General features: G+C 66.9%; 21 protein-coding genes. 10 read left to right on the forward strand and 11 right to left on the reverse strand.

Features of this window, described 5'->3' with window-relative positions:
• Positions 1 to 17 precede the first annotated feature (17 nt).
• From WQQ_RS21180 to WQQ_RS25035, 4 genes are all read left to right on the forward strand, one after another.
• Positions 18 to 1109: an efflux RND transporter periplasmic adaptor subunit gene (locus WQQ_RS21180; protein ID WP_007187314.1), complete on the forward strand. Its 1092-nt coding sequence runs from the start codon at positions 18 to 20 to the stop codon at positions 1107 to 1109.
• Complete coding sequence (locus WQQ_RS21185) at positions 1096 to 4221, forward strand: efflux RND transporter permease subunit (protein ID WP_007187315.1); 3126 nt, start codon at positions 1096 to 1098, stop codon at positions 4219 to 4221. Before WQQ_RS21180 ends, WQQ_RS21185 begins: the two co-directional genes overlap by 14 nt.
• A 316-nt stretch (positions 4222 to 4537) precedes the next feature.
• Positions 4538 to 6454: a PAS domain-containing hybrid sensor histidine kinase/response regulator gene (locus tag WQQ_RS21190; protein WP_050997820.1), complete on the forward strand. Its 1917-nt coding sequence runs from the start codon at positions 4538 to 4540 to the stop codon at positions 6452 to 6454.
• Between the two features lie 210 nt (positions 6455 to 6664).
• A complete protein-coding gene (locus tag WQQ_RS25035) occupies positions 6665 to 7726 on the forward strand; it encodes a helix-turn-helix transcriptional regulator (protein ID WP_237715105.1) in 1062 nt (353 codons plus the stop codon).
• A gap of 179 nt (positions 7727 to 7905) precedes the next feature.
• Here WQQ_RS25035 and WQQ_RS24570 read toward each other — a convergent pair whose 3' ends face one another.
• The gene (locus WQQ_RS24570) at positions 7906 to 8160 is read right to left on the reverse strand and encodes a hypothetical protein (protein WP_157534831.1); all 255 of its coding nucleotides are present in this window, start codon (positions 8158 to 8160) and stop codon (positions 7906 to 7908) included.
• Here WQQ_RS24570 and pcaD point away from each other — a divergent pair.
• The 6 genes from pcaD to WQQ_RS21225 all read left to right on the forward strand — a co-directional run bounded on the left by pcaD (position 8134) and on the right by WQQ_RS21225 (position 13523).
• Positions 8134 to 8913: a 3-oxoadipate enol-lactonase gene (gene pcaD / locus WQQ_RS21200; RefSeq protein WP_050997821.1), complete on the forward strand. Its 780-nt coding sequence runs from the start codon at positions 8134 to 8136 to the stop codon at positions 8911 to 8913. The genes WQQ_RS24570 and pcaD overlap by 27 nt on opposite strands.
• 1 nt (position 8914) lies before the next feature.
• Positions 8915 to 9304: a 4-carboxymuconolactone decarboxylase gene (pcaC, locus tag WQQ_RS21205; protein WP_007187322.1), complete on the forward strand. Its 390-nt coding sequence runs from the start codon at positions 8915 to 8917 to the stop codon at positions 9302 to 9304.
• 440 nt (positions 9305 to 9744) lie between these two features.
• A complete protein-coding gene (locus WQQ_RS21210) occupies positions 9745 to 10611 on the forward strand; it encodes an aldo/keto reductase (protein ID WP_366490376.1) in 867 nt (288 codons plus the stop codon).
• Positions 10612 to 10663: 52 nt separating this feature from the next.
• Entirely contained in the window at positions 10664 to 11947 is a 1284-nt protein-coding gene (locus WQQ_RS21215) for an NTP/NDP exchange transporter (protein ID WP_040455502.1), read from the forward strand.
• A 48-nt stretch (positions 11948 to 11995) separates the two neighbouring features.
• Positions 11996 to 12313, forward strand: a complete 318-nt coding sequence (locus WQQ_RS21220; RefSeq protein ID WP_007187325.1) for a helix-turn-helix transcriptional regulator — start codon at positions 11996 to 11998, stop codon at positions 12311 to 12313.
• Positions 12303 to 13523, forward strand: a complete 1221-nt coding sequence (locus WQQ_RS21225) for a type II toxin-antitoxin system HipA family toxin (protein WP_007187326.1) — start codon at positions 12303 to 12305, stop codon at positions 13521 to 13523. Before WQQ_RS21220 ends, WQQ_RS21225 begins: the two co-directional genes overlap by 11 nt.
• Before the next feature lie 72 nt (positions 13524 to 13595).
• Here the strand turns inward: WQQ_RS21225 and mnhG are convergent, their stop codons facing one another.
• The 10 genes from mnhG to WQQ_RS21275 form a co-directional block, all read right to left on the reverse strand.
• Positions 13596 to 13952, reverse strand: a complete 357-nt coding sequence (gene mnhG / locus WQQ_RS21230) for a monovalent cation/H(+) antiporter subunit G (RefSeq protein ID WP_007187327.1) — start codon at positions 13950 to 13952, stop codon at positions 13596 to 13598.
• Positions 13949 to 14233: a K+/H+ antiporter subunit F gene (locus WQQ_RS21235; RefSeq protein ID WP_007187328.1), complete on the reverse strand. Its 285-nt coding sequence runs from the start codon at positions 14231 to 14233 to the stop codon at positions 13949 to 13951. The genes mnhG and WQQ_RS21235 overlap by 4 nt, the downstream gene beginning before the upstream one ends.
• Positions 14230 to 14730 (reverse strand): Na+/H+ antiporter subunit E, encoded by a 501-nt coding sequence (locus tag WQQ_RS21240; protein WP_007187329.1) that lies wholly within the window; start codon positions 14728 to 14730, stop codon positions 14230 to 14232. Before WQQ_RS21240 ends, WQQ_RS21235 begins: the two co-directional genes overlap by 4 nt.
• Positions 14727 to 16325 carry a monovalent cation/H+ antiporter subunit D gene (locus tag WQQ_RS21245; protein ID WP_007187330.1) on the reverse strand — a complete coding sequence of 533 codons (1599 nt, stop codon included), beginning with the start codon at positions 16323 to 16325 and terminating at the stop codon, positions 14727 to 14729. Before WQQ_RS21245 ends, WQQ_RS21240 begins: the two co-directional genes overlap by 4 nt.
• Positions 16322 to 16666, reverse strand: coding sequence for a Na+/H+ antiporter subunit C (locus tag WQQ_RS21250; protein ID WP_007187331.1), 345 nt, complete (start codon positions 16664 to 16666; stop codon positions 16322 to 16324). Before WQQ_RS21250 ends, WQQ_RS21245 begins: the two co-directional genes overlap by 4 nt.
• Complete coding sequence (locus WQQ_RS21255; protein ID WP_007187332.1) at positions 16666 to 19623, reverse strand: monovalent cation/H+ antiporter subunit A; 2958 nt, start codon at positions 19621 to 19623, stop codon at positions 16666 to 16668. Before WQQ_RS21255 ends, WQQ_RS21250 begins: the two co-directional genes overlap by 1 nt.
• Positions 19624 to 19967: 344 nt before the next feature.
• Positions 19968 to 20642 carry a hypothetical protein gene (locus tag WQQ_RS21260; protein WP_040455283.1) on the reverse strand — a complete coding sequence of 225 codons (675 nt, stop codon included), beginning with the start codon at positions 20640 to 20642 and terminating at the stop codon, positions 19968 to 19970.
• A gap of 100 nt (positions 20643 to 20742) precedes the next feature.
• A complete protein-coding gene (locus WQQ_RS21265) occupies positions 20743 to 21300 on the reverse strand; it encodes a response regulator transcription factor (protein WP_007187334.1) in 558 nt (185 codons plus the stop codon).
• A complete protein-coding gene (locus WQQ_RS21270; RefSeq protein ID WP_007187335.1) occupies positions 21297 to 22622 on the reverse strand; it encodes an ATP-binding protein in 1326 nt (441 codons plus the stop codon). Before WQQ_RS21270 ends, WQQ_RS21265 begins: the two co-directional genes overlap by 4 nt.
• A 99-nt stretch (positions 22623 to 22721) precedes the next feature.
• Positions 22722 to 24668, reverse strand: coding sequence for a sigma-54-dependent Fis family transcriptional regulator (locus WQQ_RS21275; RefSeq protein ID WP_007187336.1), 1947 nt, complete (start codon positions 24666 to 24668; stop codon positions 22722 to 22724).
• Positions 24669 to 24715 lie beyond the last annotated feature (47 nt).

Genomic DNA, 24715 nt, shown 5'->3' on the forward strand with positions numbered 1-24715 from the left:
CACGGGCCGGCTCCCTGGTGAGCCTGGCCCTGCTGAACCTGGTATCGGGCATCGCCCTGCTGGGTGTTTCGGCCTGCTCGGGCGGACAGGCCAGCAGCGCGCCGGCTCCCGCGACGCAGGCCAGGACCGTGCGCGCGGCCAGGGTCGAGACCGGCCCGGCACGACCGGCGATACGCGCCAGCGGCCTGCTCACGGCGGTGAACGAAAGCAGCCTGTCGTTTCGCAGCGCCGGCACCGTGCGCAGCGTCGAGGTTCGGGCCGGTGCCAGCGTCAAAGCCGGACAGCTGCTGGCCACGCTGGAGACGCCCGAACTCGATGCCGGCCTGCGCCAGGCGCGCGAGCGGCTCGCGCAACGCCGGCGCGATCGCGAACGCGCGGATCGCCTGTTCGCCGACCAAGCGCTCTCGCGCGAGGAGCGCGACAACGCGCACACCGCCGAGGCGCTGGCCAGCGCCGACCTGCAAGCCGCGCGGTTCCGCAGCCAGCTGCAGATCCGGGCGCCGGGCGATGGCGTGGTTCTGCGCAGGCTGGTCGAGCCGGGCGCCAACGTGTCGGCCGGCGGCACGGTGCTGGTGATCGGCCGCCAGAGCGGTGACAGCGGTCTGGCGCTGCGCGTGGGGTTGTCGGACCGCGACGTCGTTTCGCTGCGACTGGGCGATCCGGCGCAGCTGCGCTTCGCGGCCTACGGAGACCGCCGCTTCACCGGCCATGTCAGCGAGATCGCCGCGTCGACCGATGCGCTGCTCGGCAGCTATGCGGTGCAGATCACGCTGGCCGACGCGGCGCCCGGCATGAGCAGCGGCATGATCGGCAGCGCGCGCATCGCCGCCCGTGATCAGGATGCGCAACGACGCAGCTACCTGCCGCTCACCGCGCTCGTGGATGGCGATCAGGCGGCCGTGCGCGTGTTCCTGCTCGACGGCGAACGGGTGCGTGAGCGCGAACTGGCGGTGGCCTTCATCGACGGCGAGCGCGTCGCCCTGGCGACCGAGTTGCCGGCCAACAGCCGCGTGATCACCGATGGCGCGACCGAGCTGCGCGATGGTGACCGCGTGCGCGTGGTCGACCGAACCGAGCGTTCGCCGGGAACACGACATGCGCCTCCATGAGTTCTTTCTGCGCAACCCGGCCTTCATGGCGGTGCTGCTGCTGTTGCTCGTCGCGCTGGGCTACAACGCCTGGCGGCAGATTCCGCGCGCCGAAGACCCCGCCTTCGAGTCCACGACTTTCAGCGTGATCGCGCTGTATCCGGGTGCCGACGCACTGGATGTCGAACGCCGCGTCGCCAAGCCGATCGAAGACGCGCTCAACGGGCTCGACGACGTGCACGAGCTGCGCTCGACATCGAGCGACGGCCTCATGCGGCTGACCATCGAGTTCGACGATGGCGTCTACACCGATCGCAAGCACGACGAAGTGGTGCGCGAGATCGATGCGCTGCGCTCGCGGCTGCCGTCGGGCCTGCAGCGCGTCGACGTGGAGCAGGTCGATCCGAGCGGCGTGAACATCGTGCAGCTCGCGCTGGTGGCGAAAGCCGGGCCGGACCCGGCCAGCTGGGGCCGGCTGGCCGATCTCGCCGAAGACCTGCGGGATCGCCTCGACACCCTGCCCGGCGTGCGCGAAGCCGACACCTGGGCTTATCCGCGCCGCGAGCTGCGCGTCGCCCTGGACCTGGACCGGCTCGCACGCGCCGGCTTGTCGGCCGACGCGGTGTTCGATGCGGTGGACGCCGAGAACCGCGAGCTTCCGGCCGGCGCGGTCGAGAGTGGCGACCGGCGCTTCAATCTGAAGACCAGCGGAGCCTACGGCTCGGTCGAAGAGCTGGCCGACACCGTCGTCTCCACCGGCGACGGTCGCGTGCTGCGCTTGCGTGACGTGGCCGACGTCGGCTGGCGATACCAGCCCGAAGACCATCTGGCGCGCTACGACGGCCAGCGTGCCGTGTGGATCACGGCGCGGCAGCAGCCCGAGCACAACATCTTCGACGTGCAGGCCGCGATCGAAACCGAGGTCGAGGCGTTTCGCGGACAGCTGCCGCCCGGCATCGAACTCGATCTCGCGTTCCGCCAGTCCGACAACGTCGCCAAGCGGCTTTCACACCTCGGCCTGGATTTCGCGATCGCGGCCGCCCTGGTGTCGATCACGCTGCTGCCGCTGGGGCTGCGCGCGGCCGGCATCGTGATGATCTCGATTCCGCTCTCGCTCGCGATGGGCCTGGCGGCGCTGCACGCGCTGGGCTTCTCTCTCAACCAGCTGTCGATCGCCGGCTTCGTGATCGCGCTGGGGCTGCTGGTCGACGATGCGATCGTCGTTGTCGAGAACATCGCGCGCTACCTGCGCGAAGGCCATGGGCGCATGCAGGCCTCGATCCTCGCCACGCGGCAGATCGCGCTCGCCGTGCTCGGCTGCACGGCGGTCCTGCTGCTGGCTTTCGCGCCGCTGGCCGCGCTGCCCGACAACGCCGGGCGCTTCATTCGCTCCTTGCCGATGGCGGTGATGCTGACCGTGCTGGCGTCCCTGTTCGTGGCCTTGCTGGTGGTGCCCTTCATCGCCAGCCGGGTGCTGGAGCTCGAAGCCGACCCCCAGGGCAACCGGCTGTTGCAGGCGGTGATGCGTTTCATCCACCACATCTACGCGCCGCTGCTGAGCCGCGCGCTGGCCAGGCCCAGGGCCACGCTGGCGATCTCCTGCGCGCTGGTGCTCGCCAGCCTGGCGCTGATACCGGCGATCGGCCTGACCGTGTTCCCCAAGGCCGATTCGGCGCAGTTCCTGGTGCGGATCGAACTGCCCGAAGGCAGCAGCTTGGCGCGCACCGAAGCGGTCATGAACGAGATCGAGGCCGACCTGAGCTCGCGGCCCGAAGTGCTGCACGTGATGAGCAATGTCGGGCGCGGCAATCCGCGCATCTACTACAACCTCATGCAGCGCGAGACTTCGGCCCGCTACGCCGAGCTGTTCGTCCAGCTCAAGGCGTTCGACCCGGTCGCCACGCCGGATTTCTACCGGCGCCTGCGCGAGCGCTACGACCCGATTCCGGGCGCCGACATCGTGGTCAAGGAATTCGAGAACGGCCCCGGCATCGAGGCGCCCGTGGAGCTGCGCATCGTCGGCGCGGACTTGCGCAAGCTCGGCGAACTGGCGGCCCGGGTCGAAGCGCTCATGCGCAACACCCCGGGCCTGCGCGATGTCGACAATCCGATGCGGCGCAATCGCATGGACTTGCAGCTCAAGGTCGATGCGCAGCGCGCCGCGCTGCTCGGCGTCTCGCCGGCCGCGCTCGATCGAGTGGCCCGCATCGCGGTCGGCGGGCTGGTGGCGGGCGATTACCGGCGCGCCGATGGCGAAAGCTACCCGGTGGTGTTGAGAGCGCCGATGGAACACCGCACCGGCCTCGACGCGCTCGACGGCCTGCACGTGATGAGCCGCAGCGGCGGCCAGGTGCCGCTGCCGCAACTGGCCGAACCGGTGCTGGTGTCGTCCGTGGCCAGCATCGATCGCTACCGGCGCGAGCGTTCGGTCACCGTGAGCGCGCAGGTGGACGACGGCTACAACGTGCAAGAACTCACGCGCGCGCTGGTCGGCGAGATCGAGCGCTCGGACTGGATGCCCGACGGCTACCGCCTGCATGTCGGCGGCGAAGTGGAAAGCAGCCAGAACAGCTTCGCCGGCTTCGACACCGCCTTGCTCGCAGCCGCGTTCGGCATCCTGGCCGTACTGGTCCTGGAGTTCGGCAGTCTGCGCAGCACGCTGATCGTCGCCGCCGTGGTACCCCTGGGCGCGATGGGCGGGCTCGTCGCGCTGTTCGCGAGCGGCTACTCGCTGTCGTTCACCGCGATGATCGGCTTCATCGCGCTGATCGGCATCGAGATCAAGAACTCGATCCTGCTCGTCGACTTCACCGACCAGCTGCGCCGCCAGGGCCTGACGGTGCGCGAGGCGGTCACCCGGGCCGGCGAGCTGCGCTTCCTGCCGATTCTGCTGACCTCGGCCACCGCGGTCGGCGGCCTGCTGCCGCTGGCCACGCAGGGCTCGGGCCTGTACTCGCCGCTGGCCTGGGTCATCATCGGCGGCCTCGTCAGCTCGACCCTGGTCGGACGCCTCGTCACGCCGGTGATGTACCTGCTGCTGCCTCCGCGCCTGAACAGGCCGGGTACCGCGGACTCGCCCGGGAGCCCCGACCGCGCCGGAAACGTTTCCGACGGCGCCATGACCAGACCGTGACAGTCTCGCTCGCTGCGGCGCCCGTCTCCATCCATCGAAGCGTCGCGCGGCCTCGCAAGCGCAGCGGCGTACGCGCGTTGCCGCAGGCCCCGTCGCTCAGCAAAACACGTTCCCGCCGCGCGGAACTGAGGTGACCGGCGAACCCGGGCACGGAGCGCGCCAAGCGCTGGCCGCCGCAAAAGCCGCTGTGCTACAACGCAGCCCTCGACCGGATGCAGGGGTCCGGCGCAAACGGCCTGGAGACAGACTTGGGATGAAGGCAGGGCGCGAGGGCACGGAGCCGCAAGCAACGCAAGATCTCGGCGATACCCGATCGATGCGCGCCAGGACCGTCGCCATCGAACCGCCGCAAGACGCGGACTATCGGCACATGGTCGATACGCTCGGCGACTACGCCATGTTCATGCTCGACGCCGAAGGCTACGTGCGATCCTGGAACGCCGGGGCCCGGCGGCTCAAGCTGTTCGCGCCGGAGGACATCATCGGCCGGCATTTCTCGACCTTCTACACCGAAGACGACATCGCCCGTAACTGGCCCGCCCAGGAGCTCCGCTACGCGATCAAGCTCGGGCGCTTCGAGGACGAAGGCTGGCGCGTGCGCAAGAACGGCAGCCGCTTCTGGGCCAACATCATCATCACCAAGCTCGTCGACGAGAACGGCCGGCACATCGGCTTCAGCAAGATCACGCGCGATCTCACCGAGCGCCGCCAGCAGGAGGAGGCGCTGCGTCAAAGCGAGGAGCGATTCCGGTTGCTGGTCGACGGCGTCAGCGACTACGCCATCTTCATGCTCAACACGCACGGCACTATCGTCAGCTGGAACGCCGGCGCCGAGAAGAACACCGGCTACACCGCGGCCGAAATCATCGGCCATCATTTCTCGATCTTCTATCCGCCCGACGTGATCGCCTCGGGCTGGCCGGAAGACGAGTTGCGCTTCGCCCTGCGCGACGGTCGCTTCGAGGACGAAGGCTGGCGGCTGCGCAAGGACGGCACGCGCTTCTGGGCCAGCGTGATCATCACCGCGCTGTACAACCAGCAAGGCCAGCATCGCGGCTACGCCAAGGTCACGCGGGACCTGACCGAGCGCAAGCGCATCAGTGCGCTCGAAGACGAGAGCCGTCGCATCACTTCCTTCCTCGCAATGCTCGGCCACGAGCTGCGCAATCCGCTCGCACCGATCGCCAATGCGATGACGATCCTGCAGTTGCCGAATGTGCAAGCGGATTCGATCCGGCTCGCGAGCGAGATCATCGAACGACAGGTCAGGCAGATGACGCGGCTGGTCGACGACCTGCTCGACGTCGGCCGCATCACCAGCGGCAAGGTGCATCTCGAGTTCGAAGCCGTCGATCTGCGCGGCGTGCTGATGGAAGCGCACGAGGCCGTCGAACCGATGATCACGGCCAAGCGCCACGTCATGCATCTGGAGTTCGACGACAGCGAAGTCTGGGTGCGCGGCGACCGAGCGCGGCTGATCCAGATCGTCAGCAACCTGCTCAACAACGCCGCCAAGTTCACGCAGCCCGGCGGACGTCTAGAGCTGATCCTCAAGCGCCTGGGAAGCAACGCGCGTATCGTCGTGCGGGACAACGGCCCCGGCATCAGGGCCAAGGTGCTGCCGCACGTTTTCGGACTGTTCGTGCAGGGTGAGCAGGAGGCTTCGCGCTCGCTCGGCGGGCTCGGGCTGGGCCTGAGCCTGGTGCAGCAGCTCGTGATCATGCACGGCGGCGATGTCGAAGTCCGCAGCGATCCGCCGATCTCGCCCGGCACCGAGTTCGTCGTGCAGCTTCCGCTGATCGCGTCGCCTGCGACCAACGTGCTGCGGTCCACCGCCCCGCGGAGCGCCGGGCATCGCTACGTTCTCGTCGTGGACGACAACCTCGACGCTTCGCTGACCCTGCAGTTGCTGCTGCAAAGCATGGGCTACCGCACCGCGGTCGCGCACGACGGGCCGTCCGCGCTACAGATCGCCAAGGACAGCGAGCCCGATGCGATACTGCTCGACATCGGTCTGCCCGGCCTGGACGGCCTGCAAGTCGCGGAGCGCGTCACGCTCGAGATGGCGAGGCCGCCGCTGATGTTCGCGGTCAGCGGTTACGGGCAGCAGAGCGATCGCGAGGCAAGCATCGCCGCCGGCTTTCAGGAACATCTCACCAAGCCGCTCGACATCGGCAAGCTCGTCCAGCTGCTCGAGGAGGCATTCAAGCGACGCGACGCGAACCGGACCTGAGCCGTGCGCCGCCCGCTGCTCATGCACCGCCCGCATGACCACGCCTCAGCCATGCAGCGCCGGCATCGCCATATGAAAACGCATAAGCGATGCAAAAGCTTCATCGCGTAATTCCACTGAATCGGCACCGACCGGCATGGCGATTGCTCGATCTGCAGCGCAATGGATCATTGAGGAAGCATCACCATGTGGGCCGGGATTTCTCCGTCGGTGACGTCGATCGTGACCGAATTGCGCAGCGACCTGCATCGCTCGCTATCGCTCGATCATCTGTGGCAGGCCACGCAGGGGCTGATCCGGCATCATCTGCCGCATCGCTCCTGCAGCCTGATGCTCGATATCGGTGACGGCGAGCCTGCGCGCAGCCATCACACGGTGCTCGACGCGCTGCAACCGGATTATCTGCCGGCCAACAGCATCGCCATCTCGCGCCCGTTTCTGGCTGCGCATCCGCGCGTACGCGTCTACACCTATTCGCAGATCGTCTCGGAAGACCCCGATGCGCGACAGCGGCGCATCGCACAGGAGCGCCATCACGACGAGTGGTCCGAATTCGTGCACCTGGCGTTCTGGAACGAGGCACGGCTCGACACCGTGCTGAGCATTCGCCGAGGCGGCAGCGACGCCTGTTTCACCGCTGACGAGCTGCGCTTTCTCGAAGAGCTGTATCCGGACATCGACGCGAGCCTGCACCGCATGCGCGTACTCGAAGGCGAGCGTCGCCGGCTGGCTTCGCTCGATGCCTGCCTGGCGCGGCTACCGATCGCGGCGATGGGCATCGATGCCGACGGCCGCTGCCTGTTCGCGACCGCGCAGGCGCAGCGGCTCTGCGAGCGCTGGAATCACAATCTCGGCGAAAGCCACCAGCATCTGCAGCTTCCGGGCGGAATCGCCGAACTGCTCGATCGCGCGAGCCTGCGCAACGGCCTCTGGCAGTTCACCCACCCCCGCGACGCCGCCCTGCGGGTGAATCTGCTGCGCGACGGCCTCGGGGCCGAGCCGCAGCCGCGCTGCCCGAGCTTCGTGGTGAGCTTCGCCGAGCAGCAGCTGGCTTCCTTGCCCGAAGCCGGCTCGGTCAACGCGAGCCTCGACCGGCTCACTCCGCGCGAGCGCCAGGTGGCGCTGCTGATCGCCGAAGGGCTCAGCAACCAGGCCATCGCCGAGCGGCTGGAGCGCTCGCGGCGGACCATCGAAACGCAGCTCGGCTCCATCTACCGCAAGTTCGAAGTGCATACGCGCACGCAGCTGCTGCGGCGCCTCATGCGACGCTGAGCCGCGGTCCCTCCTGGCTCGCCCGGCTTCGGCCCGACCCGTCCGAAAGGCGCAGCAATGGCCCGGCGCCGGGTTGGTGGTTCCGGAAAGGCCCGAAGGGCTACGGGGCCAGGCATGCCGGTTGCCGGCGAGTCCCGGGGGCCGCACTTTCGCGCGCGCCCTTCCCGCCCGGTCGATCTTCAGGCCATCGAACGCTTGTCCAAGCGCACGATCGCCGGATGCCGCCATTTGTCGAGCGCATCTGCGACGATGCCAACCTCGCCTCGCGATCGTCCGCAAGGCGCCTCGACGCCGTATCCGGTCGTGCCGATGCGTGGAATGCGAAGCGGGCTTTCATCGGCCGCGCAGGCAGCAAAGCCGATGCGGCGACCGGGAAAGAACCGATAAGACGCAAAAGGGAAGATCGAATGGCTTTCATCGACGTCAACGGGCACCGTTGCCGCTATCGGCTCGACGGTCCCGAAGGCGCGCCCGTCCTCGTGCTGTCGAATTCGCTCGGCACCACGCTCGAGATGTGGGACGCGCAGCGGCCGGCCTTCGCCGAGCGCTTTCGCCTGTTGCGCTACGACACGCGCGGACAGGGCGAATCGCAGGTCACGCCCGGACCGTACAGCGCCGAGTTGCTCGGCACGGACGTGCTGGCGCTGACCGAAGCCCTTGGTCTGATCCAGTTTTCCTACTGCGGGCTCTCGATGGGCGGGGTGATCGGCCAGTGGCTCGGCCTCAACGCGGGCTCGCGCTTGCGGAAGCTCATCCTCTGCAACTCCGGCGCCAGGATCGGAAACGATGAAGGCTGGAACGCGCGCATCGCCGCCGTGACCAAAGACGGCATGGCAGAAACCGCGAGCGGCGCGATCAGCCGCTGGTTCACACCAGAGTTCGCGGCCGCCGAACCCGCGATCGTCGATGCCGTTCGCCAGCAACTGCTCGCTTGCGATCCGCTCGGCTACGCAGCCAATTGCGCGGTGGTTCGCGATGCGGATTTTCGCGCACGCCTCGGCGAGATTCGCCATCCGCTGCTGTTGATCGCGGGCAGCCGTGATCCGGTGACGACGATCGCAGACGCGGAGTTCATCGTCGACCACGTGCCCCATGCGCAACTCGTCGTACTCGACACTGCGCATCTTTCCAACATTGGCGCGCGCGCGGCCTTCGATGCGGCCGTGATCGCCTTCATGGAGCGCTGAGATGGACGAGAAGGGTCGCCATGCAGCCGGGTTGACGTTACGTCGAGAAGTACCCAGCGATGGGCGCGTCGATCGCTCGCCGCATCAGCTCAATGAGTTCACCGCCGATTTCCAGGACTACATCACGCCCACCGCATGGGGCACGGCCTGGACGCGCGAAGGCCTGCCGCGCCATACGCGCTCGCTGCTGACGATCGCGATGATGGCGGCGCTCGGCCGCGACTGCGAACTGCGCCTGCATGTGAACGCGGCGCGCAACAACGGCGTCACGCGCGACGAGATCAAGGAAGTGCTGCTGCAGGCCGGTGTCTACTGCGGCCTGCCGGCGGCGAACCACGCTTATCACCTGGCCGAGGAAGTCTTCGCGGAGCAGGATCGCAGTCAAGCCTGAGCGTCGCCTTTGCAGTGCGAGCGCGAGCGGATCGGTGCGGATCTGGCCCACGATCAGAAGTATGGTGTTATCGCGTCGATGATGCCGCTTTGCCTCAGCGCATGAAGCTCTGAACGCGAACGAGCCATCAGTTCTGTCCTCTGGCGTGCCAAACGATTCGCGGCAAGAAAAGAACTGATCGACTCCCAACGGATAGTCGGTTGTCACTCACCGAGGTGCAGCTCTTTGAATTTGGCGCTTGCTTCTTTTGGACTGCGACACCTCTCCATTGTTCGTTGTCGATGCGTAAGCCAGGCTTTTCACGTTCGCCCCTGTCGGCTTCGTGGCGGTCTGCGATCAATATGGTTTTTATAATGTCTTCTTTCCAAAGCCCGTTCGGGGAGCACTTCATGCACACACGACGCCAGTTCATTTCGAGCGCGGCGGCTATCGCCGGCGGCATGGTGTGTTTGCCTCTCGGCGCAGCCTTCACCGCAAACCCAGCGCCCTTGCTTCAGCGCGCCATTCCATCGACCGGTGAAAAACTGCCCGTGATCGGCGCCGGCACTTCGGGCAGCTTCGAAGTCGAAGTGGGCTCCGGGCCCTACGAGCAACTCAAGCAGGTGCTCGAAGTCTTCTTCGACGGCGGCGGTCGCGTGTTCGACACCTCGCCGAATTACGGCGGCGCCGACGCGGTGCTCGGCCAGCTGCTCGCCGAAGGCGGCTGGCGCGGCAAGACCTTCCTGGCGACCAAGATCGCGGCCGATTCGCGCGAGGCCGCCGAGGCGCAATGGGCCGAGTCGCTGCGCAGCCTGCGTACCGACAAGGTCGAGCTGCTGCAGATTCACAATCTGCGCGACTGGAAGCGCCAGTTGCCCTATGCGCAGGAGCTCAAGCAGCAGGGCAAGACGCGCTACGTCGGAGTCACGCATTACGTCGATTCCGGGCTCGCCGAACTCGAACAAGTGCTGCGCACGCAGAAGCTCGATTTCATCCAGATCCACTACTCGGTGAACTCGCCGGGCGCCGCGCGCACGGTGCTGCCGCTCGCGCAGGACAAGGGTGTGGGCGTGCTGATCAACCGCGCCTTCGACGATGGCCGCCTGTTCGCCAAGGTGAAGGACACGGCGCTGCCCGCCTGGGCGGCCGAAGCCGGCGCGAGTTCGTGGGCGCAGCTGTTCCTGAAATTCGCGATCAGCCATCCGGCCGTCACCGCGGTGATTCCGGCGACCGGCAAGCCCGAGCGCCAGGCCGACCAGCTCAAGGCCGGCATCGGGCCGCTGCTGAGCGACGCGCAGCAGCAGGCGCTGATTCGCCAGTTCGCCTGAGCCCATACGCGTGCGACCTGCTCCGGGCGACGCGCCGCGCGCATCCGCTTTCATCGCGCGCCTGTTCAATCTGCGCGACGACGAAGCGCCCGCCGCGATCGCGGGATTCGCGCTGTTCTTCCTGCTGTTCGCGGGCTACTTCATGCTGCGGCCGGTGCGCGAAACCATGGGCGTGGCGGGCGGCGTCGACAATCTGCAATGGCTGTTCACGGGCACCTTCGTCGCCACGCTGGTCGCCCTGCCCCTGTTCGGCTGGCTCGCGTCCAAGGTTCGGCGCCGGCGCATCCTGCCGTGGACCTATGCGTTCTTCGCGCTGAACCTGCTGCTGTTCGCCGCCGCGTTCGCGGTCGAGCCGGACAGCGCCTGGATCGCGCGCGCGTTCTACATCTGGCTGTCGGTCTTCAACCTGCTGACGATCTCGCTGGCCTGGAGCGTACTCGCCGACGTGCTCGCGGCCGAACAGGCCAAGCGCCTGTTCGGGCTCGTGGCGAGCGGCGCAAGCGCGGGCGGACTCGTCGGACCGCTGCTCGGCGCCTTGCTCGTCGGGCCGATCGGCCACGCGGGCCTGGTGCTGCTGTCGGTCCTGCTGCTCTGCGGCAGCCTCGGCGCGGCGATCGCCCTGCAGGCCTGGCGCGACCGTGCGCCCTTGCCGGACGAGGCCGAACGTCCGCGCGTGAAACCGCTCGGAGGCAATCCGTTCGCCGGCGCCACCGCCGTGTTGCGTTCACCGTATCTGCTCGGCACCGCGCTGTTCGTGATCCTGCTCGCGAGCGTGAGCACCTTCCTGTACTTCGAGCAGGCGCGCATCGTCGCCGAAACCTTCACCGACCGGACCCGGCAAACCCAGGTGTTCGGCCTGCTCGACACGCTCGTGCAGGCGCTCGCCATCCTCACGCAGCTGTTTTTGACCGGACGCATCGCAACGAGGCTCGGCGTGAGTGCCCTGCTCGTCGCGGTGCCGGTGGTCGTCACGGCAGGCTTTCTGTGGCTCGCGCTCGCACCGACCTTCGCTGCGTTCGCCATCGTGATGGTCGCCCGCCGCGCCGGCGAATACGCGCTCGTGCGCCCGGGCCGCGAGCTGCTCTACACCGCCGTCGACGACGAGCAGAAGTACAAGGCCAAGAACTTCATCGACACCGCGGTCTACCGCGGCGGCGACGCGATCAGCGGCTGGCTCAAGCGCGCGCTCGATACCATCGGCGAGCATCCGTCGCTGGCGATGTTCATCGGCGCGCTGCTGTGCGCGGTGTGGGCGGTGACCGGAATTGCCCTGGGACGTGCTCAAAGCAGGCGCGAGGCGACGCGGCATCGATTGCCAGCCACCAAGTCTCCTTAACAGGAATTATATTGCCGTTTATCCTTTTAATCGGCACTATACTGCCGCATGAAAACCAAGGCGCACACCACCTTGCCGACTCCCGTGACCGACGAGCTTCAGAGGGTCGGACTGGCCTTGCGGCGCGCCCGCGTTGCGCGCGGGGAATCGCAGGCAGCGCTCGCCGATCGCCTGGGCGTATCGGAACGCACGCTGCGCGAAGCCGAAAAAGGAGACCCTGGCGTCGCAGTCGGTACGTTGTTCGGCCTGCTCTGGGCCGTGGGCCTGAGCGGAACCGGCGCCGAACTGATCCGCAGGGTCGACGGCAACACCGCTCCGGTGACGAATCTTCGCGCCCGTCGCGGCAAGGCGCTCGATGACTTCTGAACTGTACGTCTGGATCTGGCTGCCCGGCGCACGGGAGCCGGTAGTCTGTGGCCGTCTGTGGAGCGAGCAGGACAATCTGCGGTTCGTCTACGGTAGAAGCTATCGAGCCCGCACCGATGCCATTCCGCTGGCGCCCGAGCTCATGCCGCTGGGCGATCGCATTTACACCGCGCGACGCGCGGGACAGTTGCCCGGGCCTATCGCCGACGCCGCACCCGATGCCTGGGGTCGGCGCGTCATCGAGTATCGCGACAACACGAGCGAGCTTGCCGAGATCGAATATCTCGCCAAGAGCCACGGTGATCGCATCGGCGCCCTCCACTTCCAGGCCTCGCCCACACGCTATCGACCCTCCGACACGGCGCCTGCCACGCTGGAGGAACTGCTGAGAGCCGCCGATACCCTGGAGCGACAGCAGCCGCTGCCCCCGGAACTCGCGGCCGCGCTCGAGCACGGCACCTCGATCGGCGGCGCTCGCCCCAAAGCCACGCTGACGGACGGCGAGCGATTCCTGATCGCCAAGTTCTCATCGACGACGGATCGATGGTCGGTAGTCCGTTCGGAGTGGGCCTGCATGCGTCTCGCACGCCGTTGCGGAATCCGCACCGCCGAAACGAGCTTGGCGAACGTCGCCGGCAAGGACACTCTGCTGGTGGAACGTTTCGATCGCGCAGTCGGCGCAGACGGTCATTTGCGGCGTCGGCTCATGCTGTCGGCGCTGAGCTTGCTCGACCTCGACGACACCGAAGCCAGGCTCGCGTCCTATCCCCAATTGGCCGAACTCCTGCGGCAACGCGCAGAAGATGGCCGTCGAGACGCAGAAGAGTTGTTCCGGCGCATGGTCTTCAACATCCTCGTCGGCAACATCGACGATCACGCCAAGAATCACGCGACGTTCTGGGATGGCCGTTGGCTCCGGCTCACCCCTGCCTACGACCTGTCGCCGATGCCACGCGTCGGACAGGAAACCGCGCAGGCAATGGAGATCGGGGCCTTCGGCCGATCGGCAACCATCGCCAATGCATTGAGCCAGTCAGGGCGATTCGGATTGACTGCGGAGCGAGCCGTGGCGATCGTGGACGAAGTGGAGTCGAACATCGCGCAACACTGGCGCGCCGAATTTCAAGCCTGTGACGTACCCGATATTGAAATCGGACGCTTGGATCAAACGGCGATTCTGGCACCCGCAGCGCGCAGGCGAGAAAACTGACTCGTACGGCTCGCAACATCGGTCGGCCGCTTCATGCGAGCCCGCGCCGTTAGCGACAGCCGCGAATCCGTTTCACACCGACCCACCGTCCTTCTGCCCCGGCACGTCCTCATGCCCTTCGCTGCGGTCGCGGTGGACCGAGGCGCGTACCAGCAGGATCAGCGTCACCGGCGTGGTCAGCGTGAGAAACAGGCCGATCAGCAGGTCGCGCAGGACGAGCTTCTGCTCGATCCACGAGAACAGCACGATCGAGGCCGTCAGCACGAGCAGGGTTCCGAGCGTGGTGCCGAGCGTCGGGGCGTGCACGCGATCGTAGAAGCTCGCGAGCCGGCCGAGCCCGATCGCGCCGATCAGCGACATCGCGGCGCCCGCGATCGCGATGATCGCGACGAGCCAGGCCAGCCAGAGCGGCAATTCGGACAGGCTCATTCGATCACCTCGCCGCGCATGAGGAATTTGGCGAGCGCCACGGTGGCGGTGAAGCCGAGCAGGCCGATGATCAGCGCGGCTTCGAAGTACAGGGCGTTGCCGGTGCGCACGCCGCCCGAGACGATCAGCAGCATGCCGTTGAGATACAGCGTATCCATGCCGAGCACGCGATCCTGCGCGCGCGGGCCGCGCAGCACGCGCCAGGCCGCGAACGACATGGCGACGACGAGCATGAACTGGGCCAGGCCCAGGCCCCAGTACAGAACGGAGACGGCGTTCATTCGAAGATCTCCATGAGCGGAGCCTCGTAGCGGTGATGCACGATCCACGACCAGTCGTCCTCGTCGATGAGATCGAGCACGTGCATGAGCAGCTTGCCGGTGGCCTCGTCGTATTGAACCCAGAGCGTGCCCGGAATGGACGACAGGATGAGCGCGAGCAGCGCCAGACCATGGCGGTTGCGCATGCGCAGCTGCAATTCGACGAAGCCCGAAACACGGGCACGCCGCTGATTCGACAGGATCACTTTGGCGACCGCGAAATTGGAACGCAGCATGTCGACGAGCACGACGCCGAACAGCCGCAGGAGCTTGAGCGGCGAACGGATGCGCGGCTTCTCCACCTGCAGCGCGATCATCACGAACGGAACCAGCAGGCCGAGCAGCGCGCCCATCGCAAGCGTCGCGGGTTTCAATGACGATTGCAGCAGCATCCACATGAGCAGGATGCCGAGCGACAGCACGGGATGCGGCAGCAGGCGTTGCACGAACGATTTCATGGAGCCCCCAGCAGCACGGCGCGAATGTAGCCGGTCGGAGAATTGAGCCAGGCACTGGTCTGCTCGACGTAGTGCAAGGCAGCGCCGCCCCAGAGCGTGAGTGCGAGCGCGCAGACCAGCAGTGCGCCCAATGCCGCAAGCTCGGTGGGCCAGGCCGCAAGATCGCCGGTTTCGCCCGGAATCCACAGCAGCGAAACCCCCAGGCGCACGAGCGCGATCAGCAGGCCCAGGCTCGAAAACGTGAGCGCGGCGATGACGGCCCAGGCCGCCATGCCCGCGGGCTCGTCGGGCGGCAGCAGTGCGTTGAAGATGGCGAACTTGCCGATGAAGCCGGCAAAAGGCGGAACGCCGGCAACCAGCAGCGAGCAGATCACGAAGCAGACGCCGAGCGTTGCGACCGCGGGCGGAATCACCACGCCCACTTCTTCGATGTCGTGGTTCTCGAACGGATCGTGATACTCGTCGTTGAACACCGGATCGGCCGCGGTCGCGGCGCCCTTGCGCGAGCGTTCGAGGATGCCGGCGAGCAGGAACAGCGAGGCCGCGGCGAAGGTCGAGCCGACCATGTAGAACAGGGCGCCCGACAGCGCCGGCGTACTGCCGGTGCCGACCACCGCGATCATCGTGCCGGACGAGATCAGCAGCACGTAGCCCGCGGCGCGCGCGAGCTCCCGCGTGCCGAGGATGCCGACGGTGCCGTAGCCGATGGTGGCGATGCCGCCGACCAGCAGCCAGCTGCTGCCGAAGCCTGCGGAATCGCCGCCTTGCGAGCCGAAAACCAGCAGCGATAAACGAACGATCGCGTAACCGCCGACCTTGCTCATGATCGCGAACATCGCCGCCGCAGGCGCGCTCGCCGCCGCATAGGTATTCGGCAACCAGAAACCCAGCGGCCACATGCCGGCCTTGATCAGGAACGCGGTGCCGAGAATCGCTGCGCCGGCTTCGAGCAGCGGCCGGTCGGCCGGCGGAATCTCGGCGATGCGCGCTGCCAGGTCGGCCATGTTGAGCGTGCCGGCGACGCCGTAGATCAGGCTCACGCCGATCAGGAAGAAAGTCGAGGCAAGCAGGTTGATGGCGATGTAATGCAGGCCCGCGCGGATGCGCGGCTCGCCCGAGCCATGCAGCACCAGGCCATACGAAGCCGCGAGCATGACCTCGAAGAACACGAACAGGTTGAACAGGTCGCCGGTCAGGAACGCGCCGTTCACGCCCATGAGCAGCAGCAGGAACAGCGAGTAGAAACGCGGTCCGGCGCGATCCCAGCGCACCAGCGCGAACAGCAGCGTGCAGAAGCCGAGCACGCTCGTGAGCAGCAGCATCATCGCCGACAGCCGATCGACGACCATGACGATGCCGAACGGAGCCGGCCAGTCGCCGAGCGCGTAGACCTTGGCGGTGTCGCCGCCATCGGGCGCGCCGCTCATCGCGAAGATCGTCAGCGTCAGCGCGATGCCGACGAGCGCGAGCGTGGTGGCGATGCTCAGCGCGGATTTGATGCGCCGGTGCTCGCCGCTCGGCAGCAGCATCGCCGCCGCGACGATCAGCGGCAGCACGATCGGCAGCAGGATCAGGTGATCGCTCCAGTGCATCATTGATCGGTTTCCTTGCCGTCGACATGGTCGGTGCCGGTAGCGCCGCGCGACGCGAGCAGCACGACGAGGAACAAGGCGCTCAGCGCGAAGCTGATGACGATCGCGGTGAGCACGAGCGCCTGCGTCACCGGATCGTCGTACTGCGACACGTCGATCGCGTCGGTGTTGACGAGCACGGGTGGCGAGTCGATGCGCAAGCGCCCCATCGAGAAGATGAACAGGTTGATCGCATAGGCGACCAGCGAAAGCCCCACGATCACCTGGAAAGTTCGCGGGCGCAGCATGAGCCAGACGCCCGATGCGGTCAGCACGCCGATGCCGATGGCGACGACGATTTCCATTACGCGTTCTCCTGCTCGGCGTCGCCTTCTTCGGTTGCCGCCTCGGGCCTGGCCACCCGCTCGCGCGGCTTGCGCAGCGACTGGTGCGCGAGCGCGACCAAGGTCAGCACGGTGGCACCCACCACGAGGATGAACACGCCCGCGTCGAACACCACGGCCGATGCGAGCGGCAGCTTGCCGAGCAGCGGAAACTCGACGTAGCGGAACCACGAGGTCAGGAACGGATGGCCGAACAGCCACGATCCGGCCCCTGCGAGCGCGGCGATCAGCAGGCCGAGCCCGATCCACGACAGCGGATGGATATCGAGCCGCTCTTCCACCCAGCGCGCGCCCGAGGCCATGTACAGCAGGATCACCGCGATCGACATGGTGATGCCGGCGACGAAACCGCCGCCCGGCAAGTCGTGTCCGCGCAGGAACAGGTGCACGGCGAGCACGATGATGACCGGATAAAGCCACTTCATGATCACGCGCGGAATCAGCATGGTGTCGGACAGCGTGCTGCCGACCTCGCGCTGCTCGTGCCGGCTGTCGTGATCGTTCTGGATCTGCTGCTGCTTGGGCAGCGACAGGCTTTCGGTAGCCGGACGGAAGCGGCGCAGCAGCGCGAACACCGTGAGGCCGACGATGCCGAGCACGGTGATTTCGCCCAGGGTGTCGAAGCCGCGGAAGTCGACGAGCAGCACGTTGACGACGTTGCGCCCGCCGCCCTCGGAATACGAACGCTCGAGGAAGAAGTGGGCGATGCTTTCGCCTGGCGGTCGCGTCATCACCGCATAGGCGAGCAGCGCGAGCCCGGAGCCCGAAGCGACGGCGATCAGGAAATCGCCCGCGCGGCGGCGCTGGTTTCGCTCGATGTTCTCGGGGCGGACCGCGATGGTTTCCTGGCGCTTCGGCAGCCAGCGCAAGCCGAGCAGCAGCAGCACGGTGGTGACGATCTCCACGACCAGCTGCGTGAGCGCGAGATCGGGCGCCGATAGCCAGACGAAGCTCAGGCAGCTGACGAGCCCGGCTCCACCCATCAGCACGGTCGCGGCGAGCCGATGATATTTGGCGCTCCAGGCCGCCCCGATCGCGCAGGTGCAGCCGATCACCCACAGCAGCACGAACACCGGATCGACCGCCGACAGGTGCTCGAAGCTATCGCCGAGCCCAAGCCCGCGGCTGCCAAGCGCGAGAAACGCGGCCGCCATCGCGCACAGGATCAGGCAGCGCAGCTGCCACTGCAGGCGCTCGGTGCTGAAGCGATCCTCGAGCGTGCCGGCGACCCGGTAGAACAGCGCCAGCGACTTGTCGAACAGCATGCCGCCGTCGAAGGGGCTCAGCAGCAGCGGGCCTCCACGCGGATTGGTGTTGATCGAGCGCCGGAACACCACGTAAAGCGCAACACCGCCCACGAGTGCGATCAGGCTCATGATCAGCGGCGCGTTGAAGCCGTGCCAGATCGCGAGGCTGTATTCGGGCGTCTGCCCTCCGAGCACCGACACCACGGCCGATGCGAGGAACGGCGCGATCGTCAGCGCCGGCACGGTGCCGACCGCGACGCAGAGCAGCACCAGGAACTCGATCGGAAAGCGCATCCAGCGCGGAGGCTCGTGCGGCTGCTGCGGCAGATCCGTCGCCGAATCGCCGAAGAAAACCTGATGGATGAAGCGCAGCGAGTACAGCACCGAGAACGCGCTCGCCACCGTCGCGACCACGGGCAGGAAGGTGCTCAGGTAATGACCGCCGCGATTGGCGACCGCTTCGGCCAGGAACATTTCCTTGGACAGGAAACCATTGAGCAGCGGAACGCCGGCCATCGCCGCGGCCGCGACCATCGCGAGCGTGGCGGTGATCGGCATGCTGCGCGACAGCCCGCTCAAGCGCCGCAGATCGCGCGTGCCGGTTTCGTGATCGATGATGCCCGCGGCCATGAACAGCGAGGCCTTGAAGGTGGCGTGATTGACGACGTGGAAGATCGCCGCGACTGCGGCGAGCGGGCTGCCGAGCCCGAGCAGCACCGTGATCAGGCCGAGATGGCTGATCGTCGAATACGCGAGCAGGCCCTTGAGATCGTGCTGGAAGATCGCCGAGTACGCGCCCACGAGCAGCGTCGCCGTGCCCGCACCGCCGACGATCAGGTACCAGGCCTCGGTGCCCGACATCACCGGCCACAGGCGGATCATCAGGAAAATGCCGGCCTTGACCATCGTCGCCGAATGCAGGTACGCGGACACCGGCGTCGGCGCCGACATCGCACGTGGCAGCCAGAAGTGAAACGGAAACTGCGCGCTCTTGGTCAGCGCGCCGAGCAGCACGAGGATCAGCGCCGGCACGTAGGCCGGGCTGTTGCGGATCGCCTCGCCCGAGTTCAGCACCACGTCGAGATCGAAGCTGCCGACGATGCGCCCGATGATCAGCATGCCGAGCAGCAGGCACAGGCCGCCCGTCGCGGTCACCGTGAGCGCCATGCGCGCACCGTCGCGCGCCGATGGATTGCTGTGCCAGTAGCCGATCAGCAGGAACGAGAACAGGCTCGTGAGCTCCCAGCTCACCACCAGCTGCACGAGGTTGCCAGCCATCACCACGCCGAGCATCGCGCCCATGAAGGCGAGGAAGAACATGAAGAAGCGCGAGACCGGATCTTTCTTGGCGATGTAGTAGCGCGCGTAGAGCACCACCAGCGCGCCGATGCCGAGCACCAGCATCGAGAACAGCCACGAGAGCCCGTCGAGCCTCAGCACCAGGCTCACGCCGAGCGTCGGCAGCCAGCGAATCTCGTGCCGCACGACATTGCCGTCGGTCACGTGCGGATACAGCAGGATCGCGCAGAGCAGCCCGGTGAACGCGACGCTCCAGGCCAGGGCCGCGGCCCAGTTGCGCGCATAGGTCGGAAGGAAGAACGCGACCGCAGCGCCCGCGAAGGGCGCCATGGCCATGATCTGCAGCAGCAGCGCATCTGACAGCAGCGGCATCAGGGCCTCCACCATTGGGGCCCGACGCAGCTCATCGGGCCTTGCCCGGCATCATGCGCGTTTTCGTTCGTTCTCATGCGTCGTCATCGTGTCTGCGAAGTGAGCGGCGCATCCGGAGGCGAAGCGCCAGCGCTTCATCCGAACACTCGTGCCAGCCCGTACGGCATAGCCACAGACACCATCGGCCAGCCTTCTGCATGGCCGAGACGCGAAGGCGTTCTCAACCGGGTGCAGGATTTAGGCTGTCGTTGTGGTGGTTCTGCGGCGGAACAGCTGCGCGGGCCACGCCGAGTTATTGTACTGCACCCATCGTTTGGCGTTCTTGAGAAAATTCCGAGCCAAGCCTACGCCCGCCAAAGCAGGATCGCGTAGAGAAAGCCGACGACAACGATCAACAAAGGAATCAGTGCGCCCATGTAAAAACGATGCCAAGGATCATCGGGGTCGCGCTTGAGCACTTCCTTGACGATCCGTTCCCGTCGAGCAAACAGGCCGTGCTGGGCATCCACCGACGGGGCCAATGCGCTCGCGCCCACGAACAGCAGGCCGAAGCCCAGCAGTAGAAGTGCGAGCGCCCACAACAGGAACTGCCCGATGGATGCCGGAACATAAATCGGCATCATCGCAACGACTGCAATTGCCGACGATATAGCGTTGAAAGTCGACAGGCAGAGATCGGCAGATACCTTGAGAATGAATCCCCAGATCATTCCCCCGCACCCCTGCCCCAACAGCGTCGGACGATACGTAAGCTGTACACAACGCAGCGCATAGACGCTAAGGCCCACACACGCGGCGACGCCGAACCATTGGTTGAGGGCAGTCAGAGGACCGGCGCTGTATCGCAGGAAAGCCAGGCGAAACTCCTCTCCTGCCTTCGAGTAGAGCGTGCATTTCGCAAACAGGCCTCCCGCTATACTCCATAGAAGAAACCGATAGATCAGCTCGCGGTGAGGTTTTTCCTCGATGCGCTTCTTGAACGGATTGACGTACTTCGCTTCGCGCGCAGCCAGCTCCATATTCCCCCTCCCGTATCCAGGTAGCCCACGACATTGTCGCGGGAAGATAGTCGATGCAAATAGACGGCTACAGCGCTATTTCGCTCCGGCCCACGGTCTCTCAGGGAACGAAGCGCTTGCCGAGTTTGCGTGCCAAGGTGCGCCGGTGCATGCCGAGCCGGCGCGCGGTTTCGGAGATATTGAAGCCGGTCTCCGCGAGCGTCTCGTGGATGCGCTCCCATTCGAGCGTCTTGATCGATGTGGGCCTCGCGGCGACCGGAATGTCGACCTCGCCGGGCGTCCGCGAAAACGCAGCTTCGATATCGTCGGTGTTCGAAGGCTTGACGAGGTAGTTGCTGGCCCCGAGCTTGATCGCCTCGACCGCGGTCGCGATGCTCGCGAAGCCCGTCAGCACCACGATGAGCATGTCGGCGTCGTGCTGATGCAGCGCCTGCACGACGGCCAGGCCCGATTCGGTGCCGAGCTTGAGGTCGACCACCGCGTTGGTCGGCGCATGCGTCCGCAGCAGCTCGCGGGCCTCTTCGAGGCTGGTCGCCAGAATCACGCGCCAGTCGCGACGCTCGAACGAGCGTTTGAGCGTGCGCGCGAACGCCGCGTCGTCCTCGACGATCAGCAGCAGGCGCTCGTTCTCGTTCGGATGGCTCGCCGATTCGCTCATGCTCCCTCCCCGATCGCGAGCGCCGCGAGCGGCAGTTTCAAAGTCACCGAAGCACCGCCGCCGATCAGGTTCTCCGCGCTCACGCTGCCGCCGAACTTGCGTGCGACGTTGACGACCAGGAACAGCCCGAGCCCGCCGCCGGGACGGCCCTTGGTCGACTGATACGGCTTGCCGATCTGCGGAATCATCCACGACGGAAAGCCCGGCCCGCGATCGCGCACGACCAGGCACAGCGCATCGTCGTAGCTGCGCGTGATCTCGAGGCCGACCCAGGCCGGCGACACTTCGAGCGCGTTGTCGAGCACGTTGCAGATCACCTTCTTGAGCGCCGGATCGGAGACCACGGGCAGGTCGTCGCGCAGCTCGTTTTCGGGGTCGAACTCATAGCGCATGTCGACCACCGGCCGCGTACTGCGCCACTCGTCGACGAGCTCATCGAAGAAACCCGCGAGCGTGGTGACCGAAGGCGATTCGCCGCGCGCCTCGCCGGCCGACAGCAGGATGCCGGTCAGAATGGTCTTGCAACGCTGCACCTCGACCTGCATGTCGTCGATCTCCTGCAGCAGTTCGGGGTCGCGCGCGAACACCGGCATGCGCTTCCAGTCGCCGAGGATCACCGACAGCGTCGCGAGCGGCGTGCCGAGCTCGTGCGCCGCCCCCGAGGCGAGCAAGCCCATGCGCACGATGTGATCTTCCTCGGCCGCGCGCTGGCGCAGATCCGCCAGGCGCTCGTCGCGACGCCGCAGGATGCGGTTGATGCGCGTCATGAACAGCACCACGAGCGCCGCGTCGAGCACGAAGCAGATCAGCATGCCGAGCACGTGCAACTCGAACAGCGCATCGGGATCGGACGACGGCAGCTGCAGCGGCACGTAGTAGCGCATCAAGGCGGCGAAGCAGCAGCCGGTCACGATCACCAGCACGCAGGCGGCCCAGGTTTCGAGCAGCACCGCGGCGAGCGTCACCTGCAGCAGGTACAGGAACACGAACGGGTTGGTCGCACCGCCGCTCAGATACAGCAAGGCGGTCAGCGCGCAGACGTCCATCAGCAGGCCGCGCGTGAGTCCGCCGTTGCTGACTTCGCCGTGCTCGCGCGGACGGAACAGGCTGAACAGGTTCAACACGACGAGAAAGCCGACGACGGCCGACATCGGCAGCAGCGGCAGCTCGATGTCGTAGACCAGCGTGGCGTAGGCGATCGTCACGATCTGCCCGACCACCGCGATCCAGCGCAGCTGGACCAGCTGCATCATGTTCTGCTGGCCGACCGTCTCGCGCGTGGAGGCGATCAGCGAGCTGCGGGTGGCGGCCGGGGAAGACATCGGCGCATTGTAGGCGCTTCGGCTCCAGGGCCGCCGCAACGCTTCCTTGCCCGCGCAGCGTCGACTTTCGGAGCCTTTCGGAGCCGGATCGCCGGGACTTCAATGCGGCCGTCGGTTCGGTGCCACCAGCCCGATGCGCCGCATGCGGCGATGCAGCGTGGTGCGATCCACGCCGAGCCGTCGTGCGGCTTCGCTGATGTTCCAGTGGCATTCGCGCAGCAGCGCGGCCAGCTTGGACGCACCGTCACCGGCCTGCGTCTGCGCATCCACGCCCGTGGACTCGCTTGCCTGGGCGCGCAGTGCCGGCAGATCGTCCAGCTCGATCACGCCATCGTTGCAGAGCACGCGCGCCAGCTCCACGACGTTGACGAGCTCGCGGATGTTGCCGGGCCAGTGATGCGCTTCGAGCGCCTCACGCGCGGCGCGGCTGACCCTGACCGGGCGCAGCGCGCCGTTGCTCTTGCGGCCGCCCGATTGCAACAGGCGGTCCAGCAGCCATCCCAGATCGCGCCGTGAACGCAGCGCCGGAATGCGCAGCACCGCGCCGCTGAGCCGATAGAACAGATCCTCGCGGAACGCGCCGCTGCGCACGTGATCGGCGAGTTCGCGATGCGTCGCCGAGATGATCCTCAGATTCACGGGTATCGGGCGCGATCCACCCAGCGGCACGACTTCGCGCTCGGCCAGCACACGCAGCAGCCGCGCCTGCAGGCTCAAGGGCATGTCGCCGATCTCGTCGAGAAACAGGGTGCCGCCGTGGGCCTCCTCGATGAGGCCCTTGCGGCCCCTTGCGCGGGCGCCGGTGAACGCGCCGGGAACGTAACCGAACAACTCGCTCTCGATCAGCGTTTCCGGCAACGCGGCGCAATTGATCGCCACGAACGGACCACTGTGTTTGCCGGAGTCGTGGATCGCACGCGCCAGCACTTCCTTGCCGCAGCCGGTTTCGCCCTGCAGCAGCAGGGCGATCGGCTGGTCGGCGAGCCTGGCCGCCATCACGAGCATGCGATCCATCTGCTCGTCGCCGCCGCTGAGGCCCTGCAGCGTGGCCGGAATCGCACGCGACGCGGCGGGCGCTGCGGAGCGCTGCGCCTGCCCGCCCGAGCTGGAGTGCGGCTCTGCCGCGTGGGCGTACAGGCGCTCGCCGTTGCGGAGCCGGATCGAGCGGTCGCACGTCGGCAGGGCGCGCGTGAATCTCGGCAGCTCGTCGAGCTCGACGTCGAAAGCTTCGGAGAACGATCGGCCCAGCAGGCTCGGCATGCTGCGCCAGTCCAGGCCGAGCGCGCGCGCCATCAGCTTGCGGCCAGCGTGCGTCGTGCCGACCACGCGGCCCGAGGCGTCGATGGCGATGGCGGCTTCAGGGTCGACGTCGACGAATTCCTGCGATCGGCTGAAACGCAGGATCCATTCGGAGCGGAACGAGGCCATCAGGTGCGCGAGCTCGATCCGCAGGGTGCTGGCGCGCACCAGCTGCAGCGCCAGCGCCTGGCTGATCTTGTCCGGCGGCGAATGCAGCGCCGAGATATCGACCACCGCGGCCAGTTCGCCGCGCGCGTCGTAGATCGGGGCCGCGGTGCAGGTCAGTGGAATATGGGTGGCGTCGAAGTGATCGCTGCGATGGATCACCACGGGCTCGCCGGAGGCGATGCAGGCGCCGACCGCGCAGGTGCCGGCATGGGATTCCGACCAGTCCGAACCCAGGGTGAGCCCGGCGCGATGCAGGGCGCCTTCGCGGCCCCGGTCGCCGATGTAATCCACGCTGATGCCACGCTTGTCCGACAGCAGCACCACATAGTCCTGGCCGGCGACCTGCCGATACAGGCTTTCGAGGCCGAAACGGGCCGTGCGGATCAGCGATTCCAGTGGGTCGCGATGCTCGCGCAGGCGGCTGTCGGGCAATACGTGCGCCCGCTGCCGCCGGGTCGGATCGAGCCCGTGCTGGTCGACGCAGCGGCGCCAGGAATCCCGCACCAGGCTGTCGCGCATCGACGGAGCCCCGCCGATCACGTCGACCACCTCGCGAATGTGCAGGCTCGTCTCGTTCATGCTCTGCGCTCCGGCATTGCGATCTCGATCGCGTGAAGCAAATGTTC

The organism is Hydrocarboniphaga effusa AP103 (genome assembly GCF_000271305.1).
Classification (GTDB): Bacteria; Pseudomonadota; Gammaproteobacteria; order Nevskiales; family Nevskiaceae; genus Hydrocarboniphaga; species Hydrocarboniphaga effusa.

Bases quoted from the DNA above. Each gene is read 5' to 3' on its own strand.
- pcaD (WP_050997821.1), top strand. From the start codon at position 8,134: ATGGCTTTCATCGACGTCAACGGGCACCGTTGCCGCTATCGGCTCGAC.
- WQQ_RS21225 (WP_007187326.1), top strand. From the start codon at position 12,303: ATGACTTCTGAACTGTACGTCTGGATCTGGCTGCCCGGCGCACGGGAG.
- WQQ_RS21255 (WP_007187332.1), bottom strand. From the start codon at position 19,623: ATGCCGCTGCTGTCAGATGCGCTGCTGCTGCAGATCATGGCCATGGCG.
- WQQ_RS21270 (WP_007187335.1), bottom strand. From the start codon at position 22,622: ATGTCTTCCCCGGCCGCCACCCGCAGCTCGCTGATCGCCTCCACGCGC.
- WQQ_RS21235 (WP_007187328.1), bottom strand. From the start codon at position 14,233: ATGAACGCCGTCTCCGTTCTGTACTGGGGCCTGGGCCTGGCCCAGTTC.
- mnhG (WP_007187327.1), bottom strand. From the start codon at position 13,952: ATGAGCCTGTCCGAATTGCCGCTCTGGCTGGCCTGGCTCGTCGCGATC.
- WQQ_RS21260 (WP_040455283.1), bottom strand. From the start codon at position 20,642: ATGGAGCTGGCTGCGCGCGAAGCGAAGTACGTCAATCCGTTCAAGAAG.
- WQQ_RS21220 (WP_007187325.1), top strand. From the start codon at position 11,996: ATGAAAACCAAGGCGCACACCACCTTGCCGACTCCCGTGACCGACGAG.
- WQQ_RS21190 (WP_050997820.1), top strand. From the start codon at position 4,538: ATGCGCGCCAGGACCGTCGCCATCGAACCGCCGCAAGACGCGGACTAT.
- WQQ_RS21245 (WP_007187330.1), bottom strand. From the start codon at position 16,325: ATGATGCACTGGAGCGATCACCTGATCCTGCTGCCGATCGTGCTGCCG.
- WQQ_RS21265 (WP_007187334.1), bottom strand. From the start codon at position 21,300: ATGAGCGAATCGGCGAGCCATCCGAACGAGAACGAGCGCCTGCTGCTG.
- WQQ_RS21185 (WP_007187315.1), top strand. From the start codon at position 1,096: ATGCGCCTCCATGAGTTCTTTCTGCGCAACCCGGCCTTCATGGCGGTG.
- pcaC (WP_007187322.1), top strand. From the start codon at position 8,915: ATGGACGAGAAGGGTCGCCATGCAGCCGGGTTGACGTTACGTCGAGAA.
- WQQ_RS21240 (WP_007187329.1), bottom strand. From the start codon at position 14,730: ATGAAATCGTTCGTGCAACGCCTGCTGCCGCATCCCGTGCTGTCGCTC.
- WQQ_RS21210 (WP_366490376.1), top strand. From the start codon at position 9,745: ATGGTGTGTTTGCCTCTCGGCGCAGCCTTCACCGCAAACCCAGCGCCC.
- WQQ_RS21250 (WP_007187331.1), bottom strand. From the start codon at position 16,666: ATGGAAATCGTCGTCGCCATCGGCATCGGCGTGCTGACCGCATCGGGC.
- WQQ_RS21275 (WP_007187336.1), bottom strand. From the start codon at position 24,668: ATGAACGAGACGAGCCTGCACATTCGCGAGGTGGTCGACGTGATCGGC.